The organism is Exiguobacterium sp. s150, assembly GCF_018618435.1.
Classification (GTDB): domain Bacteria; phylum Bacillota; class Bacilli; order Exiguobacteriales; family Exiguobacteriaceae; genus Exiguobacterium; species Exiguobacterium alkaliphilum.
In genome coordinates this window covers 1-19,147 of record NZ_JACSMC010000026.1, presented here as the reverse complement: position 1 = coordinate 19,147, position 19,147 = coordinate 1, and the positions used below count along the sequence as shown (strand labels likewise).

20 protein-coding genes are annotated in these 19,147 nt (G+C 52.9%); 4 read left to right on the top strand and 16 right to left on the bottom strand.

The features are described from left to right. Nucleotides 1–9: 9 nt before the first annotated feature. Both KNP76_RS11810 and KNP76_RS11805 read right to left on the bottom strand, forming a co-directional pair. Nucleotides 10–534, bottom strand: coding sequence for a type 1 glutamine amidotransferase domain-containing protein (locus KNP76_RS11810; RefSeq protein WP_034815317.1), 525 nt, complete (start codon nucleotides 532–534; stop codon nucleotides 10–12). A 68-nt stretch (nucleotides 535–602) separates the two neighbouring features. Next, nucleotides 603–1,538, bottom strand: a complete 936-nt coding sequence (locus KNP76_RS11805) for an NAD(P)-dependent alcohol dehydrogenase (protein ID WP_214844646.1) — start codon at nucleotides 1,536–1,538, stop codon at nucleotides 603–605. A gap of 201 nt (nucleotides 1,539–1,739) precedes the next feature. Here KNP76_RS11805 and KNP76_RS11800 point away from each other — a divergent pair, with 201 nt between their 5' ends. Both KNP76_RS11800 and KNP76_RS11795 read left to right on the top strand, forming a co-directional pair. Next, on the top strand, nucleotides 1,740–2,534 hold the full coding sequence (locus KNP76_RS11800) for a thymidylate synthase (RefSeq protein ID WP_246514186.1): 795 nt from the start codon (nucleotides 1,740–1,742) through the stop codon (nucleotides 2,532–2,534). Further along, the gene (locus KNP76_RS11795) at nucleotides 2,531–3,013 is read left to right on the top strand and encodes a dihydrofolate reductase (RefSeq protein ID WP_214844645.1); all 483 of its coding nucleotides are present in this window, start codon (nucleotides 2,531–2,533) and stop codon (nucleotides 3,011–3,013) included. Before KNP76_RS11800 ends, KNP76_RS11795 begins: the two co-directional genes overlap by 4 nt. Before the next feature lie 14 nt (nucleotides 3,014–3,027). On the opposite strand, the gene KNP76_RS11790 is transcribed toward KNP76_RS11795, so the two are convergent. The 6 genes from KNP76_RS11790 to KNP76_RS11765 form a co-directional block, all read right to left on the bottom strand. Continuing rightward, entirely contained in the window at nucleotides 3,028–4,509 is a 1,482-nt protein-coding gene (locus KNP76_RS11790; protein ID WP_034815312.1) for a GGDEF domain-containing protein, read from the bottom strand. A gap of 171 nt (nucleotides 4,510–4,680) precedes the next feature. Next, nucleotides 4,681–6,081 (bottom strand): class II fumarate hydratase, encoded by a 1,401-nt coding sequence (fumC, locus tag KNP76_RS11785; RefSeq protein WP_211779566.1) that lies wholly within the window; start codon nucleotides 6,079–6,081, stop codon nucleotides 4,681–4,683. Between the two features lie 106 nt (nucleotides 6,082–6,187). Beyond that, the gene (locus KNP76_RS11780) at nucleotides 6,188–6,577 is read right to left on the bottom strand and encodes a reverse transcriptase-like protein (RefSeq protein ID WP_214844644.1); all 390 of its coding nucleotides are present in this window, start codon (nucleotides 6,575–6,577) and stop codon (nucleotides 6,188–6,190) included. After that, nucleotides 6,558–7,331, bottom strand: a complete 774-nt coding sequence (locus KNP76_RS11775; protein WP_251137467.1) for a 5'-3' exonuclease — start codon at nucleotides 7,329–7,331, stop codon at nucleotides 6,558–6,560. The genes KNP76_RS11780 and KNP76_RS11775 overlap by 20 nt, the downstream gene beginning before the upstream one ends. A 5-nt stretch (nucleotides 7,332–7,336) precedes the next feature. Continuing rightward, complete coding sequence (locus KNP76_RS11770; protein WP_034804766.1) at nucleotides 7,337–8,272, bottom strand: CobW family GTP-binding protein; 936 nt, start codon at nucleotides 8,270–8,272, stop codon at nucleotides 7,337–7,339. Nucleotides 8,273–8,287: 15 nt separating this feature from the next. Continuing rightward, nucleotides 8,288–9,466 carry an HD domain-containing protein gene (locus tag KNP76_RS11765; RefSeq protein WP_214844643.1) on the bottom strand — a complete coding sequence of 393 codons (1,179 nt, stop codon included), beginning with the start codon at nucleotides 9,464–9,466 and terminating at the stop codon, nucleotides 8,288–8,290. A gap of 153 nt (nucleotides 9,467–9,619) precedes the next feature. Here KNP76_RS11765 and KNP76_RS11760 point away from each other — a divergent pair, with 153 nt between their 5' ends. Continuing rightward, nucleotides 9,620–10,132, top strand: a complete 513-nt coding sequence (locus tag KNP76_RS11760; protein ID WP_214844642.1) for a hypothetical protein — start codon at nucleotides 9,620–9,622, stop codon at nucleotides 10,130–10,132. Between the two features lie 37 nt (nucleotides 10,133–10,169). Here the strand turns inward: KNP76_RS11760 and hfq are convergent, their stop codons facing one another. From hfq to KNP76_RS11725, 7 genes are all read right to left on the bottom strand, one after another. After that, complete coding sequence (gene hfq / locus KNP76_RS11755; protein ID WP_214844641.1) at nucleotides 10,170–10,418, bottom strand: RNA chaperone Hfq; 249 nt, start codon at nucleotides 10,416–10,418, stop codon at nucleotides 10,170–10,172. A gap of 12 nt (nucleotides 10,419–10,430) precedes the next feature. Next, a complete protein-coding gene (gene miaA / locus KNP76_RS11750; RefSeq protein ID WP_214844640.1) occupies nucleotides 10,431–11,381 on the bottom strand; it encodes a tRNA (adenosine(37)-N6)-dimethylallyltransferase MiaA in 951 nt (316 codons plus the stop codon). 235 nt (nucleotides 11,382–11,616) lie between these two features. Continuing rightward, nucleotides 11,617–12,207, bottom strand: coding sequence for an AmiS/UreI family transporter (locus KNP76_RS11745; RefSeq protein ID WP_214844639.1), 591 nt, complete (start codon nucleotides 12,205–12,207; stop codon nucleotides 11,617–11,619). 109 nt (nucleotides 12,208–12,316) lie between these two features. Next, the gene (locus KNP76_RS11740; protein ID WP_214844638.1) at nucleotides 12,317–13,180 is read right to left on the bottom strand and encodes a PPK2 family polyphosphate kinase; all 864 of its coding nucleotides are present in this window, start codon (nucleotides 13,178–13,180) and stop codon (nucleotides 12,317–12,319) included. Nucleotides 13,181–13,448: 268 nt separating this feature from the next. After that, nucleotides 13,449–14,978 carry a M4 family metallopeptidase gene (locus KNP76_RS11735; protein WP_214844637.1) on the bottom strand — a complete coding sequence of 510 codons (1,530 nt, stop codon included), beginning with the start codon at nucleotides 14,976–14,978 and terminating at the stop codon, nucleotides 13,449–13,451. A 178-nt stretch (nucleotides 14,979–15,156) separates the two neighbouring features. After that, a complete protein-coding gene (locus KNP76_RS11730; protein WP_034815298.1) occupies nucleotides 15,157–16,155 on the bottom strand; it encodes an ABC transporter permease in 999 nt (332 codons plus the stop codon). Beyond that, on the bottom strand, nucleotides 16,148–17,068 hold the full coding sequence (locus tag KNP76_RS11725; protein ID WP_034815297.1) for an ABC transporter ATP-binding protein: 921 nt from the start codon (nucleotides 17,066–17,068) through the stop codon (nucleotides 16,148–16,150). Before KNP76_RS11725 ends, KNP76_RS11730 begins: the two co-directional genes overlap by 8 nt. A gap of 118 nt (nucleotides 17,069–17,186) precedes the next feature. Here KNP76_RS11725 and KNP76_RS11720 point away from each other — a divergent pair, with 118 nt between their 5' ends. Continuing rightward, a complete protein-coding gene (locus tag KNP76_RS11720; RefSeq protein ID WP_214844636.1) occupies nucleotides 17,187–17,936 on the top strand; it encodes a GDSL-type esterase/lipase family protein in 750 nt (249 codons plus the stop codon). A 20-nt stretch (nucleotides 17,937–17,956) separates the two neighbouring features. Here KNP76_RS11720 and KNP76_RS11715 read toward each other — a convergent pair. Further along, on the bottom strand, nucleotides 17,957–19,147 hold a 1,191-nt coding region (locus tag KNP76_RS11715), incomplete at its 5' end, for a transposase (protein ID WP_214844635.1).

The window sequence follows — 19,147 nt, the reverse complement described above, 5'->3', positions numbered from 1 at the left end:
CTTTGTTTGTTAGCGCTGTGCCATGACATCGACGAAAGCGCGCATATAGTCTGGAAGATCAGGTGGGCGACGACTTGAGACGATATGTCCGTCCACGACGACTGGCTCATCATGCCAAATCGCTCCGGCGTTCTCCATGTCGTCTTTAATGCCCGGCGTACTCGTGACGTTGACACCTTCTAAAATATTCGCCGAGATCAAGACCCAGCCCGCGTGGCAGATTTGACCGATTGGACGTTTCTCTTCGTGCATATAACGGACGAAACCTTTCACCGAGTCGAAGCGACGCAACAAGTCTGGCGACCAGCCACCAGGCACGAGAATCGCATCGAACGACGTGATATCGACGTCTTCAAATGCCACATCCGACTTGGCCGGGACCCCGTACTTTCCTGTGTAGACGTGCGCCCCTTTCTCGCCGGCGAGGATGACGTTTGCGCCCTCTTCACGTAGGCGATGGACCGGATACCACAACTCCAAGTCTTCGAAGTCGTCACTGACAATCTGCAAGACGTTCTTACCTTGTAATTTCATCGAATCCCTCCCTTTCATTCCCTCACAAGTATACCCTAAAAGCTACGTCGGGAAAACAAAACGATTGGTTAGTCTGACGTCAATTCATTCGGCCGCACTACGCTCACGATGACATTTCCTGCCTTCCCACACGCATCGACGTAGCGATGGGCCGCGACGATTTCCTCAATCGGATAGATCGAGTCGACGACCGCTTTTATGTGCCCTTCGTCGAACAGCTCGTTCAAGAAAGTCAGGTCCTCTTTTCGTTCACTTGAAACACCTTGACCGGCTACGGAACGAAACTTTCCGCCCGCTCTGACATGCCTCCTAGCCATTCGCTTATCAATTGTTCCGGCCGCATCGAACACGGCATCATACGTAAGTAGCCTGCTGTCGTATCCTTCCGTCTTATAATCAATCAAAACGTCAGCACCTAACCGTTTCACGAGTTCGAAGTTTCGCGTTTGACAAACTGCCGTCACGTGAGCCCCGAAGTGTTTGGCGATTTGGACGGCCATCGACCCGACTGCTCCCGATGCCCCATAAATCAATACGGTCTCCGCTTGTTCGATGTTCACCTTGCGTAAAAAATGGAGGGCGGTCGTTCCACCGAACGGCAGGCTCGCCGCTTCCACATAACTTGCATGTCGAGGCATGTGTTCGACGCACTTGTGCGAGTTGACACATGCATATTCCGCGTAGCCCCCGAATCGCATTCCCGTCAGCGCATAGACCCGGTCCCCTGCCTTGAACGTGTTGACACGTGTCCCCGTCTCGACGACTTCGCCTGCCAAGACGACACCTAAAATCGGTTGACGCGGCGCTTTGAAACCGACGACGACCCGCATCGGAAGCTTACCGGCAGCCGGGACATCGAGCGCCCGAAGCCGCCGGTCGCCTGAATGGACGGCCGTCGCGTGGACGCGAATCAATAGTTCATCGGCCTTCGGAACAGGCTTGTCCACTTCATGAAGCTCTAGCACATCCGGGGGTCCGTACGCGGTACAGATGACTGCTTTCATCCTATCCCTCCTCACGAATCTGAGTCAGCGAAATCGTCTTTTCCTTTAGTCTTCTTTTTCCGATATTCGCTACATGAAACATTCGGAGAGAAATCGATATTTAGAACGATTTGACCGTAAACATCCATCGTTTTCCCAATATATTGTGTTATAATGAGTGCGACTTTTTGAATAAATAGAATGAGAAAGGGGATTTCCCACATGAAGCAATACCATGATTTATGCGCCCATATCCTCGAACACGGGGTCGTCAAAGAGGACCGGACCGGTACCGGGACGACGAGCGTCTTCGGTTATCAAATGCGATTCAACCTTCAGGACGGGTTCCCCCTGATCACGACGAAAAAATTACATACCCGTTCCATCATCCACGAACTCCTTTGGTTCATTTCAGGAGAGACGAACGTCAAATATTTGCAAGATAACGGAGTCCGCATCTGGAACGAATGGGCAGATGAGGACGGCAACCTCGGACCCGTCTACGGTGCCCAGTGGCGCTCATTCCCGAAACCGGACGGTACGAGTGTCGACCAGCTCGCCCAAGTGATTGAACAAATCAAGACGAATCCCGACTCACGTCGCCTCATCGTCTCGGCTTGGAACCCAGGTCAACTTGAAGATATGGCACTCCCGCCTTGCCACCTCTTGTTCCAATTTTACGTGGCGGACGGCAAGCTATCGTGCCAGCTCTATCAGCGGAGCGCCGACACGTTCCTCGGTGTCCCGTTCAATATCGCGTCCTACGCCCTACTCACACATATGGTCGCGCATGTGACTGGCCTTGAGGTCGGGGACTTCGTCCATACGCTCGGCGACGCCCATATTTATCATAACCATCTCGAGCAAGTAAACCTTCAGTTGACACGCGAACCACGACCGCTCCCGCAACTAAAAATCGTTCGGGATGTCACCTCGATCGAGGACTTCCGGTTCGAGGACTTCGAAATTGTCGATTACGATCCGCACCCACACATTAAAGGAGCCGTCAGCGTATGATCATACATGTCGTCGCCTATGGCTTAAATCGTGAAATCGGAAAAAACAATGCGTTGCTTTGGCGCTTGCCAGATGACTTGAAACAGTTCAAAGCCATCACAACGGGACAGACGATCGTCATGGGCCGCAAGACTTACGAGTCAATCGGGCGGGCCCTCCCGAACCGGCGAAATATCGTCGTCACGTCCGACACATCGTTTAAGGCCGACAATATCGAAGTTTGGCATAATCTCGAGCGGCTAAAAGACGAAGCGAAAGAGCATGATTTTTATGTCATCGGTGGCGCCACGTTGTATGAGCAGACGATGCCGTGGACCGACCGCTTCTACGTCACGGCCGTCGATGGATCGTTCGAGGCGGATACGTTCTATCCGACGCTGCCTAACGTCGTCGTCACGTCCGAACAGTTCCATCCGGCCGATGAGCGACACGACCACAGCTTCACGTTCTACCAATACGACAGAAAAGACATCGATTGAGTTCGATGTCTTTTTTAGTCCGGCAACTTTTCGAGCCACTGTTCAATTTTCTCGGTGATGGCAGCCTCACTATCCGCCTCAGACACGTCGTCATATAGCCCAATCTCCGCCGCCGTCCGCGACGTCACGGCCAAAATATGGCTATATTTGCCCCGTTGTTCTTTCACGGCCGACAGTGTCCGCGCCTCATTCGATCCTGATTCATCTAGCACGAACATTTCAACGTGATCGTTACAGACGTATGCCCCGTATGGACGATACACGACTTCATAGCGCCGATGTTGCTTCGGTAACTGGTCGGCCAAACGGGCATACTTTCTCGGGCTCATCGTGACGTAGGCGAGGCGTTTCTCCTCGCGGACGGCTGTCGAGTATCGGATAATGCGGTTACGTCCGTCCCGCTTCGCCTTGTAAAGCGCCTCGTCCGCGTACGCGCACCATTCACCGAGTGTCAGACCGGTCTCGCACACACGAGTGTACCCGATCGAGACGGTGAGATGATGTTCATAAGAGAACGTCATCTGTTCGATGCGCGTCCGGACACGCTCGAGTACGGCATCGACGATTTGTCTGTCCGAGACGTTCAAGATGACGAGGAACTCTTCACCCCCATACCGAATCAGTTCATCACTTGAGCGAATGGCGAGCCGAATCTCTTCGGCGACGCGATGTAACACTTCGTCTCCATACGCATGACCGAACGTATCGTTCAATTGCTTGAAGTGATCGATATCGAGCAAAGCGAGCGTGAAACTCTCACCTGAACGCTCTAGCCGGGACATGAACCGGCCGAACGTCGCTTTCAAATATTTACGGTTGAACGCACCGGTCAACTCATCGACGAGGAGTGCTTTCGAAACGAGCCGCGCTTTTTCGATATGATGTCCGAGCCGGACGAGGCGCTCTTCCATCGGGATCCAAGACTCCCAATAGTCATCGAAGCCATATGAATACGCCGCTAGCCGGTAATGTTCGTTCGTACCGATGACGATGAGCGGGACGTATAGCTTCTTCATCTTGCTGACGAACGACTGGATGTCGCGCTCTCGGAAGTTCGACCAAAGCTCGACGTCCATCATAATCGCTTTCGGGACGTCCTCGTAATCATATTCGACCGCTTCGGCGAGCGTTTGTAAAAAAACTGGCCGCGCCCCGAGTTTTTCGACACGTGGTTTGTATCGACTGAACGTCGAGAAACTCGTCGATAAGATAAGGACGAGGTCTTCGTCTTCTTGGTCAATGCCGAGAATCGTATGTATGTATCGTTTGACGGGGGCAATCAAAGCCGTCGCCTCCGCTTGGGATAGGACAGCCGGCAAATCACGTGCATCCGCTTCAACTCGGCTGAAAATCTCGAGTAAATGCATGAATCGCCGCTTCTTCACTTCGGTTTTCATCCAATCCAATAAATAGTCGATGTCTTGTTTTGGCAGTTGGCGCGCTTCTGTCAACTTGGACAAGATCTCGTGTATACGAGCTGTAGGTTGATGCAACATTCCCGACCCCCCAGTTTCGTTCTCCCCGAAATTCGCTTCTGTCTTCGATTATGCGACTTCGCCCACGAAAATACAACTATTTCCTCATTTTATTCCTATTGTTTGACAGATAGTTAGTACTTACGTCCTAAATTACCATAGAGAAAGGACGACCTTGCGGCCGTCCTTGTTTTATTTTTCAACTTTTAAGTTTGGTGACGTCATCTCTTCCGGACGAATCCACTTGTCAAATTGTTCCTCACTGAGAAGACCCGTTTTCAGCGCCGCTTCTTTAAGCGATACGCCTTCTTTGTGAGCAAGTTTCGCGATTTTCGCCGCATTTTCATAACCGATGTGCGGATTGAGCGCTGTGACGAGCATGAGCGAGCGCTCCACGTTATGGGCGATCACGTCACGATCCGGCTCGATGCCGACCGCGCAATGCGTATCGAACGAGTGCAGACTGTCCGTCAACAGGCGGCACGTCTGCAAGAAGTTATACATGATGACGGGCTTAAAGACGTTCAACTCGAAGTTCCCTTGGCTCGCGCCGAATCCGATTGTCGCGTCATTGCCGAGCACTTGCGCGGCGACCATCGTCAACGCTTCACTTTGCGTCGGGTTCACTTTACCTGGCATGATCGAGCTACCCGGCTCATTTTCAGGAATGGTGATCTCTCCGATGCCGGCACGTGGTCCCGAGGCGAGCCATCGGACATCGTTCGCAATTTTCATCGCGTCCATGGCGACTGCCTTCAACGCACCGTGTGTGAAGACGAGCTGGTCATGACTCGTGAGCGCATGGAACTTGTTCACTGCCGTCACGAACGGTTTACCGGTCTCGTGTGAAATCTTCTCCGCGACGACTTCCCCGAAACGCGGATGGGCGTTGATGCCCGTTCCGACAGCCGTACCCCCGAGCGCAAGTTCCGTCAACGGTTCGATCGTCCGCTCAATCATCTGTTTCGAGAGTTCGAGCATACGCACCCAACCACTGATTTCTTGCCCGAGCGTGACGGGAGTCGCATCTTGAAGATGGGTCCGACCAATCTTGACGATATCCATGAATTCATCGGCCTTACGCGCGAGCGTCCCGTGCAGCGCGTCGATCGCGGGGAGGACGTGATCCTCGACCGCCAAGATGGCCGCGATATGCATCGCGGTCGGATACGTGTCGTTTGAACTTTGCGACTTGTTGACGTCGTCGTTCGGATGAATCGTGAGCGCTTGACCGCGCGCCTTCAATAAGTCGTTCGCCAAATGGGCGATGACTTCGTTGACGTTCATGTTCGACTGCGTCCCAGAACCGGTCTGCCAGACGACGAGCGGAAACTCGGCATCGTGTTTCCCTGCGATGATGTCATCGGCCACTTCGGCGATGACATCGGCCTTCTCTTGTTCGAGGACGCCGAGTTCGGCATTGGCGAGCGCGGCTCCTTTTTTCAAGATGGCAAAGGCGTAGATGACCTCGATCGGCATCTTCTCCGTCCCGATTTTAAAGTTCTCTAGGCTGCGCTGTGTCTGTGCGCCCCATTTCGCCGAAGCTAGAACGTTGATCTCCCCCATCGTGTCCCGTTCAATCCGATAATCCATGAAAATTCCCCCTCTTTTTTTGACTACGCTTTCATTTTAGCGAAACTTTTGCAAAAAAGAAATCATTCCCCTGCAATTGACAAAAAGTCGGGCCAACGCCCGACTTTCACTCCATCATTAATGCTCGTTTCGCCACATCATGGGATCGATTCTCCGCACGCGGAATCCACTTGATGAACTTATGTGGCAACTCGTCATAGAGCGTCAGCGCTTTAACGAACAAAGGACGCATTGTTTGATCTTTTAAAAACCGCTGCTCAAGGGCGCGCACGACCGTCTCCGCATCCGAATATATCATGAACGTCGTCTCACCTTCGAGCTGATGCGCGTGTTCAAGCGCAAAGTCGAGGGCGGCAAGTTCAGCCTGAACGCTCGTAAACCCCGACACTTTCTTCATATACGTCGACACCGTGCCGTCAGTTTGCCGCAGCCAGACACCGAGTCCGTTCAGAGCGGTCTCTTGATTCGTGGCGGCGTCAAAATAGATGTGAACCAAAGCGATACGCCTCCCAGTCCATCTCGATTGGGGCATGAATGTCGATGAGCGAGAGCTGTTTCGACAACTTCGCCACGCCTTCCTGTCCATCGAGCTTCTTTGAGAACTTCCGGTGCGCCTCGAGCAGTTGATCATGCTTCAATCGATCAAATAGCACTTCGACCGTATCATACGACTGAACGAGAATCGTCGCTGTTTTCGGTCCGATTCCGCGAACACCAGGGATGTTGTCCGACGCGTCGCCTTGGAGCGCCTTCACATCGACGAATTGGAGCGGTTTGATGCCGTAGAGTGACTCGAACAGCGTCCCGTTCATAAGCACTTCTTCCCCTTTTTTCGGTACGATTTGAAAGACCGAGTCCGATAACAGTTGGTGCAGGTCGCGGTCCGACGAATAGAGGTACGACTGGCCCGGGAAGTGTGTCGCCACCGCCCCCATCAAGTCGTCGGCCTCATAGCCGGCAAGTTCCGACTGGAAAATGCCTCGTTCCGTCAAGGCCGCCCGTAATTTGACGTAGTCGTCGAATAACGGTTCCGGGAGTCCGGTCCGCGTCGCCTTATACTCAGGGAAAATGGCGAATCGATGTGTCGATTCACGCGGCCCGTCCCAAAAGAAGGCAATGTGGGAGAAGTCATTCGTCCAGCCATCGACTTTTCGAAGCAATCCTTTCACTGTCACATCAGGGTCGAGCGCCCGGCGACGCTCTGTCGCGAAGTAATAACGTGACAACAAGTTGAACCCATCCACTAACATCAGTTTCACGTCTCATCCACCTCACAAGCATGTAATCCGCGAGCGAGCGCTTCACGGTCAAGTTCCTTCCCAATCCAGACGAACACGGAACGGGTGTCGTCACTCGGTTCGTTCGCGAACGTCGCACCCATCAACTGGTTCGTCGCTTGAACGACGAATTTGGATTGTTCCCCGTCAAGTCGGACAATCGCCTTCAAGCGATAGAGCTGATCTTCATAATGCATGAGCACCTCTCGGACGTAACGCGTCACACGCTCCCGGGAAAGCGGAACATCTGTCGTCAACGTGACGGCACGGAGTGTTGCCACGGAGCCGTGACCTTCCGTCAACGTGGACAGCTGTCGCTCATCGACACGAGACAGTTGGAACGTATCCTCGAGCAGATCGTAGTCCCCTTCCGTTTGTACCGTCTCGACGACACGAACGGTCGGGTTGATTGTACGAATCCTTTCATGCGCCCGTCTGAGCACCGCTTCGTCCACGAGGTCCGTCTTATTTAACAGGATCACATCGGCATAAGCGATTTGGTGAATTCCTTCTATAAACAAGTCCCGGTCCATTTGACTCGCATCGACGACCGTTAAAATCGCGGTCAGCTTGAAATGAGTTCGTAAATAGTCATCATAGTAAATCGTCTGGATGATCGGAGCCGGATCGGCGACGCCCGTCGTCTCGATAACGATTCGGTCGAACGTCTTGTCTTTGGCCGCGAGCTGATAAAACGTCTTGCTCAAATCGTTTTGAATCGAGCAGCAAATGCAGCCGTTCGATAGTTCGATTTGTTCTTGGTCCATTTGGACGATCAGTTGCTCATCCAAATTGATGGAACCGAGCTCGTTGACGATGAGCAAGATACGCTCGTTCGTCGCCGCGAGCAGCCTGTTCATATAAGTCGTCTTACCGGCGCCTAAAAAACCGGTCACAAGTTGCACGGGAATCATTGCAAAAACCTCACTTCATAGATTGTCATGGACACGCGCCCACTTCTCATACCGAGCGTCGAGCAGGTCGATGAGATGGAGCAACCACGCTTCAGCCGTCACCGGGAGGACGCTCGATCCCCATTCCCGCTTTCCATGATGGGACAAAATCATATGCCAAATCCGATGATGGACATCAAGCGGTAACGTGACGCCAGACTGACGCTGGCTCTTCTCGAACAACAGCCCTCCATACGGCATATGACCGATTAGACTGCCCATCGGATTGATGGAAATCCCTGTCGTCTCGCTCGTACCCGAGACGGCAAACAAATTCTCGAAGCGGCGCGGTGACGACAATAGATGACTATATTCATACAGTTTGCCGATATCGTGGAACAAAATCCCGAGGGCGAGTTCATCCCACCGGAGCGGTTCTTTCAGCTCGGCGACCGCCTCACACGCCGCATACAGCGACTCGAACGTCCCTTTGAACGCCTGCTCGACTTTCACACCGTTCATCGTATTCCATACGTCTACTTTGTGCAACTGCTCGGCCTCTTTGATGACACGGAACGCCATCGCCAAGTAGTCGTCTTGCTCCTGAATCCGATAGCCGAGCCGAAGCATGCACGTCGTGTGCTTCAACAACCCGCCTGCATAGTTGTGATGATGGTACAAGGCGGCCGGGGCCAAGACGAAGTCGTCCCATACGTCCTCGAGCAGGGCATAGGCAATCTTTTGGGCGTCTAGAGATAGCGTCCCAAGGATTGCAAACAATTCGTCCGCGAACGCGTCAATCGTCTCGTCATTTGGCAGGCCAGGTAAGAGCGAGACCGCTTCGTCGCGAGAGATGGCTTGCACCTTGTCAATCGTGATGGATTTCGCGCCATCCGGTTTCGGATAGACGTCGATTTTCCCTGACAGGGCGACGACACCCGACTCGTAAATCGGCAATAGCTGATCCTCATTGCCACGCAGCCAATGCTTCGCGCGAATCAAACCGCTCGCCGTCGTCACGTTCAACTGAAGCCACTTCGCCCCCGACTTACTTTCTTTCACCTCGACCGTGCTGACGAGCGCTTTCGTATCGACGGGCGTCCCGTCCGTCAAATCAGCCAAGCGCACGTCCGATTGCTCCATGGCCGGGATTTGGTAAATATTCCGGTCAAACCCGTCCCCTGTGACTCGTTCGATTTGTTGATAATAGTTCATCATAGCCCCTCCTTCGCATCTGTGCCCATTGTACCGTTTTTCATTAGGCTAGGCGAACATACTTTCGTTATAGGTCGAAAAAATCTCAGATTTCATTGAAAGCGCTTACGAGTATTGATACGATAGAGTTAGTTATAAAAAGGGGGAATCGAAATGATTTCATTGACAGACACGTATGAACGGCTCATCGCGACGGGGGAAGCGACACGTTATGCGAGTGAACATCCGACGACTGAACAAATCATCAAGGCAGCCGCCTGCCCGGTGCCTGAGGCTGATCTCGAACGAATCGTCTCCGGTCACGCCGGGAATCCATATACGCACGATTCGGTGTTCGAATCGATTATCACTCATGAACTAAAAGGCGCGATGGCGACGCTCCTCGTCCTCGGCTATCCGGTGCAGACACCGCTCGCAAAAGCGCTCGTCTTGTCCGCCTTCGCCCGGACGAACCGTATGAACATCGAAAAGTTGAAAGAGCTCAGCCACGCCGACCTGCTCGTCCGAATCCAGTCGGCGGAGCGGTCATGGAAGCGCACGTTCGCCCACTTGTATCGGTCCAAACCGTCACAGCTTTGCGACCAACTCGACTCGATCTTTGGCGGTTGTGCCATCCACCGCGTGCTCGAGGCGGTCGGTCATGACAAAGACGTAAAAACAGCATAAAGAAAGAGCGGTCCCCGGGCCGCTCTTTCTTTATGGCTTATCCTTCTGTCACTTCCACCGCATCTGGTTCATACAGCGTAACGTTACGGGCTGGTGAAAACGTTGAGATCGCATGCTTATAAATCAACTGTTGGCGCCCTTCCGACTCAACGATGACCGTGAAGTTGTCGAACGACTTGATGACTCCCCGAATTTGAAACCCACTCACTAAAAACACGGTCGTCGGTACCATCTCTTTGCGCAACTGATTTAAAAAATGGTCTTGGATGTTATAGTTTGCCTTCATGTTGCATTCCCCCTAGTCTGTGTCTCTTTCAAATAATCGGAATTTTCGAAAAAACCCCTCAACTTCATCATAAATATTTTTATACGATAGTTCAAATGATTTTCTTCCCATATCCACCCAAATCCCATCAAATTGATGACGGAACCACGTCAATTGTCGTTTGGCGAATTGCCGCGTATGTTGTTTTAGCGTCTCGCGCATCCGCTCTTCCGTGATGCGACCTTCGATGTAAGGGACGACTTCTTTATACCCAATGGCCCGCATCGCATGTGTATTCTCATATCCTGCGTCAAGGAGATGTTTGACCTCATCGACTAAACCCGTCTCGACCATGACATCGACGCGCTCATTGATTCGTTCATAGAGAACGTCCCGGTCAGCGTGTAAGACGAACAGCTTATAGGCATAATGTTCGGACGGGGCGCTATCGACTGCTTGACTGTCCCCTTGCATCGCGACTTCAAGGGCGCGAATGACACGACGCACGTTATTTGGATGGATTTGTTCGGCCCGTCTCGGGTCGAGTTCACGTAACCGCTCATGCAGCGCGTCCGCGCCGAGGCGACTCGCCTCGTCTTCAAGCGACGCTCGCAGCGCCTCGTTCACTGGCCGTTCAGCGAACTCATAATCATATAAGATAGATCGAATGTATAGTCCGGTGCCACCGACGAGAATCGGCAGTTTACCGCGGGCATAAATATCGTCAATCGCCTGACGTGCCCGTTGTTGAAACTTGGCGACGCTCATCGGTTCATCGGGGTCACAAATGTCAATCAAATGGTGCGGGATTCCTTCCGCCTCCTCGACCGTCACTTTTGCCGATCCAATGTCCATGCCGCGATACACTTGTACCGAGTCACCGGACACGATCTCTCCGTTGAACGCTTTCGCCAACTCGATTCCAGTCTTCGTCTTACCGACCGCCGTTGGTCCGACAATCACGATGACGGGTGTTTTTTCCATCCAGCTCACTCCTCAAACGAAAGACCGCTCCAGGAAGGAGACGGTCAGTCAAATTCTTCGTTTAATTGTATCATCAAATACGACGGCAAACAGCATCCAACCACATAATAGCAAGCCGAGCAATAAAACTAGTCCATCACTCATTCGTGTCCGCCTCCTTTGTTTCTCCATTCCCACTTTTCACACATTAGACACAAATTAATACGCAAAAAAAAGATGCTCGCTCGGAGCATCTTCATAAGGTCACTTCAATCAAGCGGTACCGCCACATCGTGAACCCGAAGTAAAGAACCGCTGTACCACTCGCAGCCCACCACATGATCGTATATAGCGGTGTCGCCAGTCCAGACATTCCGACCATTGCCGGTACGATCAACGTCAACCAGCTCAAGACGAGCGCGACCCGTGACGTTACCGCATCGATCGGGCGCCCGAGCCCCATGCCGAGGAAGAAGAGCGCCCAAAGGAACGCCCAAAACGTCCACATCGCCCCGTCCACAAAATCAGCCCGTCCGAAGCCGATCCCTGCGTAAAACAATGCGGCAATCGCGACGAAAAGGGAGAACCAACCGACGCCGCGACCGTCTAAGTCATACAAGAACGTGACACCGACGTATAAATAAGTGAATGCGAACAAATAAATTCCTGCATAACCGAACACTTCGGCCGGTGTCGCATGGACGACGAGCCATGTCGCGATGAACGCTTGCAAGAAGCCCGTGAACAAGCTGAACACACCGGCACTCTTCAAGTCGACTTTCCCAAATAAGACGAGGCTATTTAAAAACAACGCCACGCCACCAAATAACAAACTAATATTCCCCACGTGCATTACTCCTTTGTACAGATGTCAGACGTCTTTCGATATGTCCACTGTACTGTGAATTCGCTTTCAATGCAAGAGGGGAAATTGTTGTTCACGAGAACGCCTTGATTCACTCGCTCTCAAGCGTCCGGATGGCCTCGTCAATCTTTTCTTGTTCTTCTTCCGTGAACGTCGGAAACTCGGGATCGATTTGCTCTAACACGTCAATCATGACCGAAGAGACGATATAGCGGGCGTACCATTCGTCATCGGCCGGGAGCACATACCACGGGGCGTGTTCCGTCGCCGTCTTCGAGAGCATGTCGGCAAAGATGGCCTGATAGTCGTCCCAATACTGTCGCTCCTTGACGTCGCTAAAGGAAAACTCCCAATTTTTCTTCGGGTCTTTTAACCGTTCCAGCAATCGGTCTCGTTGTACATCCTTTGAGACGTTGAAGAAGAACTTGATGATTTCGAACCCGTTCTCATGCAAGTAGCGCTCAAAATCATTGATTTGGCGATAACGCACCGACCAAACCGCCTCTTTGTCGGTCTCTTCCGGAATCGCTTCTTCCCCGAGCAAATCGTGCACACGGGGGGCGATGACTTCCTCGTAATGTGAGCGATTGAGGATGCCGACCTGCCCACGCTCCGGCATCAAGTCGTGCATGCGCCACAAATAGTCATGTTTCTTTTCTTTCTCGGACGGTTTTTGGAACGCGTTCGTCTTTAACCCTTGGGCGTTCAAGTTCGAAAAGATGTAGCTGATTGCTTCGTCTTTCCCTCCCGCATCGAGCGCCTGTAAGACGACAATGACCCCTGTCTTTGCCTCGGCATATAGTTTCCAATGCAATTCCTTCAAGCGTTCAATGCTTTCAGGGATGAGCGTCTGTTGTAATTCCTCGTCAGTTGGTCGGTCATCGATTGATGTGTCAAAATCGTTTAATTTCCGCTTTTGTTTCTCATCGATTTTGAATCGGTCGAAATCTGGCATGTTGATCCACCTCACTTTTTTCTCGTAGCAACTTCCTTTACCCAGAAACAGGTGACGTGTGATCATTTATTCGTTGATGAACGCGCAATCGTTTATCAATTTTTGGCTCGTTTCATCTGAAACGAGCCATCGATACGATCTAAAAAATCAAAACATGCACTGGCAATGATGTATTCACCCTGTTCTTCCTATTCCAAGCATTTCACAATTAAGGGTAATCACACAAAAAAGCTGTAGACAAATTGAGATTTGTCTACAGCTTCCTTCATTAGTTGATGCCGACCGCGTCGAACGATTTTGCCGCCGCGATGGCTTCCGGGCTCGTCGCACCGTACAAGTCTTTCGCTGACTGCACGACCGCCTGACGGAGGCTCGAGAAGTTCGAGGACGGTGTCAAGTAAACCGTGAGCGCACGGTAGTAAATGTCACCCATCTTCATGACGCCCACGCCTTGGACCGAGACGCCGTAATGCGTGCCACCGTTACCAAGCAAGTAGGCTGCCTTGTTGACGATTCCTGAGTTGATATGGACACCGCCGTTGTCTTGCGTCCCTGTGTAACGTTTCGAATAGTGATCTGGGTCCCCGTAAGCGGCAGGGTTCGCCATTGAGCGGAGTCCGTCACCGGCAACGCCTGGCGTATAGATGTCTTCCCCAATCAACCAGTCAAAGTTCGAGCCGACACTGTACTCGGCGACCGTCCCGAAAATATCTGAAATGGCTTCGTTGATGGCCCCAGACTCGTTTTGATAGATCAGTCCTGCCGTGTACTCCGTGACGGCGTGAGACAATTCGTGCGCGACGACATCAAGCGCCCCTGAAAGGTACGTGAACGTTTGCCCGTCCCCGTCCCCGTATACCATCTTGCTACCGTCCCAGAACGCGTTATTGTAACTACGGCTATAGTGGACCGTTGAGTTGAGCGCGGCACCGTTGTTGTCGTAACTGTTCCGTCCGTATGTGTTCTTGAAGAAGTCATACGTCTTCGTCGCGTTGACGTGCGCGCTGACAGCCGCCCGGTCGTACGTCGTGTTCAAGACGTTATCGACGTCGGCCCAAAGAGAACCTGGAAGCGTAGTGCGGTTTTTCGCGTCGTACGTGTAAATGCCTTTGCCACGAGTCGAATCCTGAAGATAGTAATACGACCCACTCTTCGTCGTCTTAAACGTTTGACTCTGTCCGAGAACATCGATGCCTGTTCCCGTATATGTCGTGCCCGTCACGCCATTTATCGGCTTTGCATGCGCCAATTGGTTGAACTTGTTGACGACTTCTCCACTCGCTGCGTCGATGAAGTACGTCCAACGTGACGGCTCGTCTGCCTCAAGGATCGTTCCCGTCACTTCATACGCGTAGACGGCCGAGTCGCCTTGTGGATAGACGACGAGTTCCGCTTTCGGTTCAAGCTCATAGGCGCCTTGATGACCGACGAGTTCTTTATAGCGGTTGATTGCTCTTTGTTCGTTCAACTTGATTGACTTATGTAATCCTTTGACAGCTTTCGTGTCATCGACGACCGTCTTCAATTGCCCCGCTTCATCGACAACGCCGACGACGATGCCACCGAAGACCGGTACCCCGTCAACAGTCTGTTGTAACTTGACGACTTGACCGACTTTGTCTTGCTTCGACTCGAGCGTCTTGAACTGCCCTTTCGCTTTCGCATATTCTTTGACGATTGTCGTCGGTGCCTCGTTTGACGGTTTCGTCAACGTCCCTGATTTGAGTTCGCTCGCCCCGACGAGTTGCGGTACGAGTAAGACGCCGGCGATGATGGATGTGGATAATACTTTTTTCATTTGTGTGTCCCTCCTTATGTGGTGATTCAAACTTTACATAGTTTCACACAATTAAGATATCCAACCATTTGATTATTTTGATAATTTAAAATATTAAGTAAATATGACTACTCGTACATCAGGACAGCGCCTTTCTCACTGTATAAAAAAAACGTCACCCGTAACGGGCGACGTCGAATCAATATACATCTTTTTGCGTGAAATGGTAAAACGCGTAAGCGAGTGCCGCCAGTGACCAGAGCGTGATCACGATAAGCGAGAACGGTAACGTCATCCCATCGATTGGTGGCGCTTGACCTTCGAGATAGGTATGAAGACCGAAGTTGACGTTGACGAGGTACTTCGAACTGTCCCAGTTCGAACCGAGCGACGTCAAAAGCGGACCCGAGATGAGGACGGCCATCATGATGCCAATCCCGGTCGCCGTGTTTTTGACGATGACCGACACCATGAGTGCGATCGTCCCGACCGCGGCGACGACGAACCAGGCGAGGCCGACGGACATGAGTAGATATTGCCACATCGGCAGCGTATGGACGAAGTCGGTCGAGAACGTACCGGTCGGCGAGGCTTGGAATCCGGTCAGTATCGGCGCGGTCCAACCGTCCCAGCCGAGCACGATACCGGAAATCGCATAACTGACGAGCGCCGTGATGAAGATGAGGAGCGACGTATACAGAAGCGTCGTCATCCATTTTGCAAGCAGGATCTTGAAGCGCCGGACCGGTCGCGACAAGAGCGTCTTAATCGTCCCGTCGTTATGCTCGCCGCTGACGATATCGGCCATCAAGACGATGATGAAGAGCGGCAGGACGAGCGTCGTCCCTTGGGAGAAGAAGACGCGCATGAACGTCGGTGCCCCCGGGTAACTCGGGTTAATGTCGTTATCTAAGTAATATTGGTTCTGTTGCACCCGAAATTCGAGGATTTGCCGGAACTCGTCTTGGACGTTCGCCGAGGCGAGCCGGTTTTGCGTGTCGATAATCTCTTGCTGCAAATCGACGCGCCAATCAATCGTTCCCTGTTCTTCCCGCTGCTTCTCGATCTGTCGATAGTTCGCATACGTGAACATCGAGACGAGGACGACGAGAATCGTCGAGACGACCAGCAAGCGTCGTTTGCGATGAATCTTTAACACTTCGTTTCGAATCAATCCGATGATTGAAGGATTAGACAATGTGGTCACCCCCGGTCAACGAAATAAACAACTCTTCGAGCGTTTGGACGCGTCGCTCTAGACCGGAGACCGCGACGTTGCGCTCGAGTAAATAGCGGTTCAAGTCGGCGGTGTCCTCCAAGTTCATCGAGACGCGAATCGTTCGTTCATCGATGACGTCGGCTTGGGTCACCGACTCGAATCCGCGCACAATCGGGAGCGCCTCGAAGCTGTCCGGCACATGAACGTCGACCGTCGAGGCGAGCTCGTTGATCAAGTCCCCGACCGTGCCGACTTTGACGATTTTGCCGCGAGACATGATGGCGACGCGGTCGGCGAGCAGTTCGATTTCCGCTAGAATGTGGCTCGAGACGAGCACGCTTAAGCCCGTCTCTTCGACGAGTCGGCGGATGAAAAGGCGCAAGTCCCGAATCCCCATCGGGTCGAGTCCGTTCGTCGGCTCATCTAAGATCAAGACGCGCGGGTTGTTGAGGAGTGCTTGGGCGATCCCGAGCCGTTGCCGCATCCCGAGCGAGTACGTCTTCACTTTGTCATCGATTCGTGCCGTCAAATCGACGAGGTCAATCACTTCTTGGATTCTCGCCTCAGTCACATCCGGCAACATGCGGGCGAACACTTCCAAGTTTTCACGACCACTTAAAAACTTGTACAGTTCTGGGTTTTCAACAATCGCCCCGATTTGGTTCATCGCTTGGACGAATTCTCGTTCGACGTTATAGCCGCAGATCGAGACGGTCCCGTTCGTCGGTTTGATTAAACCGACAATCATCCGAATCGTCGTCGTCTTCCCGGCCCCATTCGGACCGAGGAAGCCGAACACTTCACCCGGGAACACGTCGAACGACATATTGTCGATAATCGTCTTTTTCCCAATCACTTTTGTCAATTGATCAATCTTCAATGTTGGTTGCATCGTCTCACCTCTTTTCCATTCTAGCGGAGACGATGCCAGTCTGTCCTATTCGAACATTCACATAGGGCACGTTCACGTTTTTTTGATATGATGAGAACAACGAAAGTGAGGTCATCAGATGAAAAACCGAAAGTGGTACGCGTTTTTAATCGGCTCGATTTTTCTAACAGGAACGGCTCTATACGGCCTATGGATCGGTTATCAAGATATCGTTCATCCGCCAGAACGGACGCTCTCGGTCAACGAGGATGCCCGCCCTGCACCAGAAGGTGACGTGTTCGTCGCCCTCGGTGACTCGCTCACACGCGGTGTCGGCTCGACGTCGGGCGCAGGATACGTGCAACCCGTCAGCCGGGCATTACAAGAAGACGGCATCCGGTCACAGAACCTAGCCGTCTCGGGAGCTCGCACCGAGGACTTACTCGCTCAGCTCGAGCAGCCCGAAGTACGACGGACAATCGAGAACGCCCGATACATCACCTTGACGATCGGTGGAAACGACTTGTTCAATCGCGGCGAGAACGTCGATAATTTCGACTCGGTCGACATCACCCAAGTCGTTGCCGATGCGAAGACGAACTTGAATACGATTTTCACCGAAATCCGCAGCCTGAACGATTCCGCTCAAATCATTTACATCGCGCTATACAATCCGTTCCAAGACAATGAGAACGGGGAAGCGTTCAATCAACTCATCCTCGATTGGAATGCGTCGGCCGCACAGTTCGCGAACGCGCAACGCATCGACGTCATCGACCCGTTCGCCTACGTTTCCGACGTGTCACGGGACCTTGCGACCGATCAATTCCATCCGAGCGACCGGACGTATGAGAAGTTCGCGGACGATGTCTTGTTCCTACTCGATTGAAACAAGAGGCTGGGACATAACTAGCCGGTTTTAGAGCTTTTCAATAAAAAGAGGGGTCCGGTCACCGATTTTCGGTGGCCGGACCCCTTCTTTGCACTTCCCCCGATGCCATTGGCGATGAACTTCCGTAGGTTCACCGCCATGAGGGCGAAGCCGAGCTCGCGTTTCACGCGCTGTTTTCCTCTGACGGAGAAGCGGGTGAAACCCAAATTGGCCTTCAGATATCCAAAAACTGGTTCCACGTCCGTCTTGCGGCGGGCGTAGAGGGCACCGGTTTTCTCATCCGAAAGCAGCGTTCTCGTCATATGCTTTTGTTCTTCCCAGGCCCCGTTCACGCTGACCTGGCGGTGTCTCCCCGGTTCGGCCTTCGTGCACAGCTCCCGGAACGGGCAGCCGTCGCAGCTCTCGCACTCGTACACACGGAAGTCGCGGGTGAAGCCGTTCCGGTCGGTCCTGTGGGACTCATGGCTGAACGGGAGCCGTCTCCCGTCCGGGCACGTGAACGTGTCGGTCTCGTCATCGTACGCCCAGTTCGCGATGTTGAACGGGTCCTCGCGCCATTTCTTCTTCTGTTCCTTCCGGTACATCGTATGCGGGATCAAGGGGAGGCGCCCCCGGCGCTCGAGTATGTCCGTGTAGTTCTGCTGGCTCCCGTATCCCGCGTCGGCGACGATGTGGGCGGGCAGGTCGAAGAACGTTTCGATTTCATCGAGGAACGGGATCAACGTCTTCATGTCGGTCGGGTTCGGATAGACGTCATAGGCGAGCGTGTACTGACCTTCGGTTGCGATCTGGACGTTGTAGCCCGGCTTGAGTTGGCCGTTCTTCATGTGATCCTCTTTCATCCGCATGAACGTCGCGTCCCTGTCGGTCTTCGAGTAACTGTTCCGTGTACCGAAGGTGGCCATGTGCCCCTCGTATCGGCGTTTCCGGGTGGCGAAGTCGGCGGCCTGTTTGTGGAGACGACGGGGCACCTTCCGTTCCGCACGCAATCGTTTCCGTTCGGCGACGTCGGTGGTCGAGGCGATCTCCTCGTCGATGGCCTCGATCTTTTCTTCAAGTCGCGCGGCGACCTGTTCGAGTTCTTGGACCGAGAGCGCGTCCGGGCTCTCCCGTTCGATCTCGGGGATGACCTGGTCGGCCATCAGTTCGTCGTACAGTTGGTTCGACTTCTCGACGAGCGCGGCGCTGTATCGCTCGACCGCCCTCCG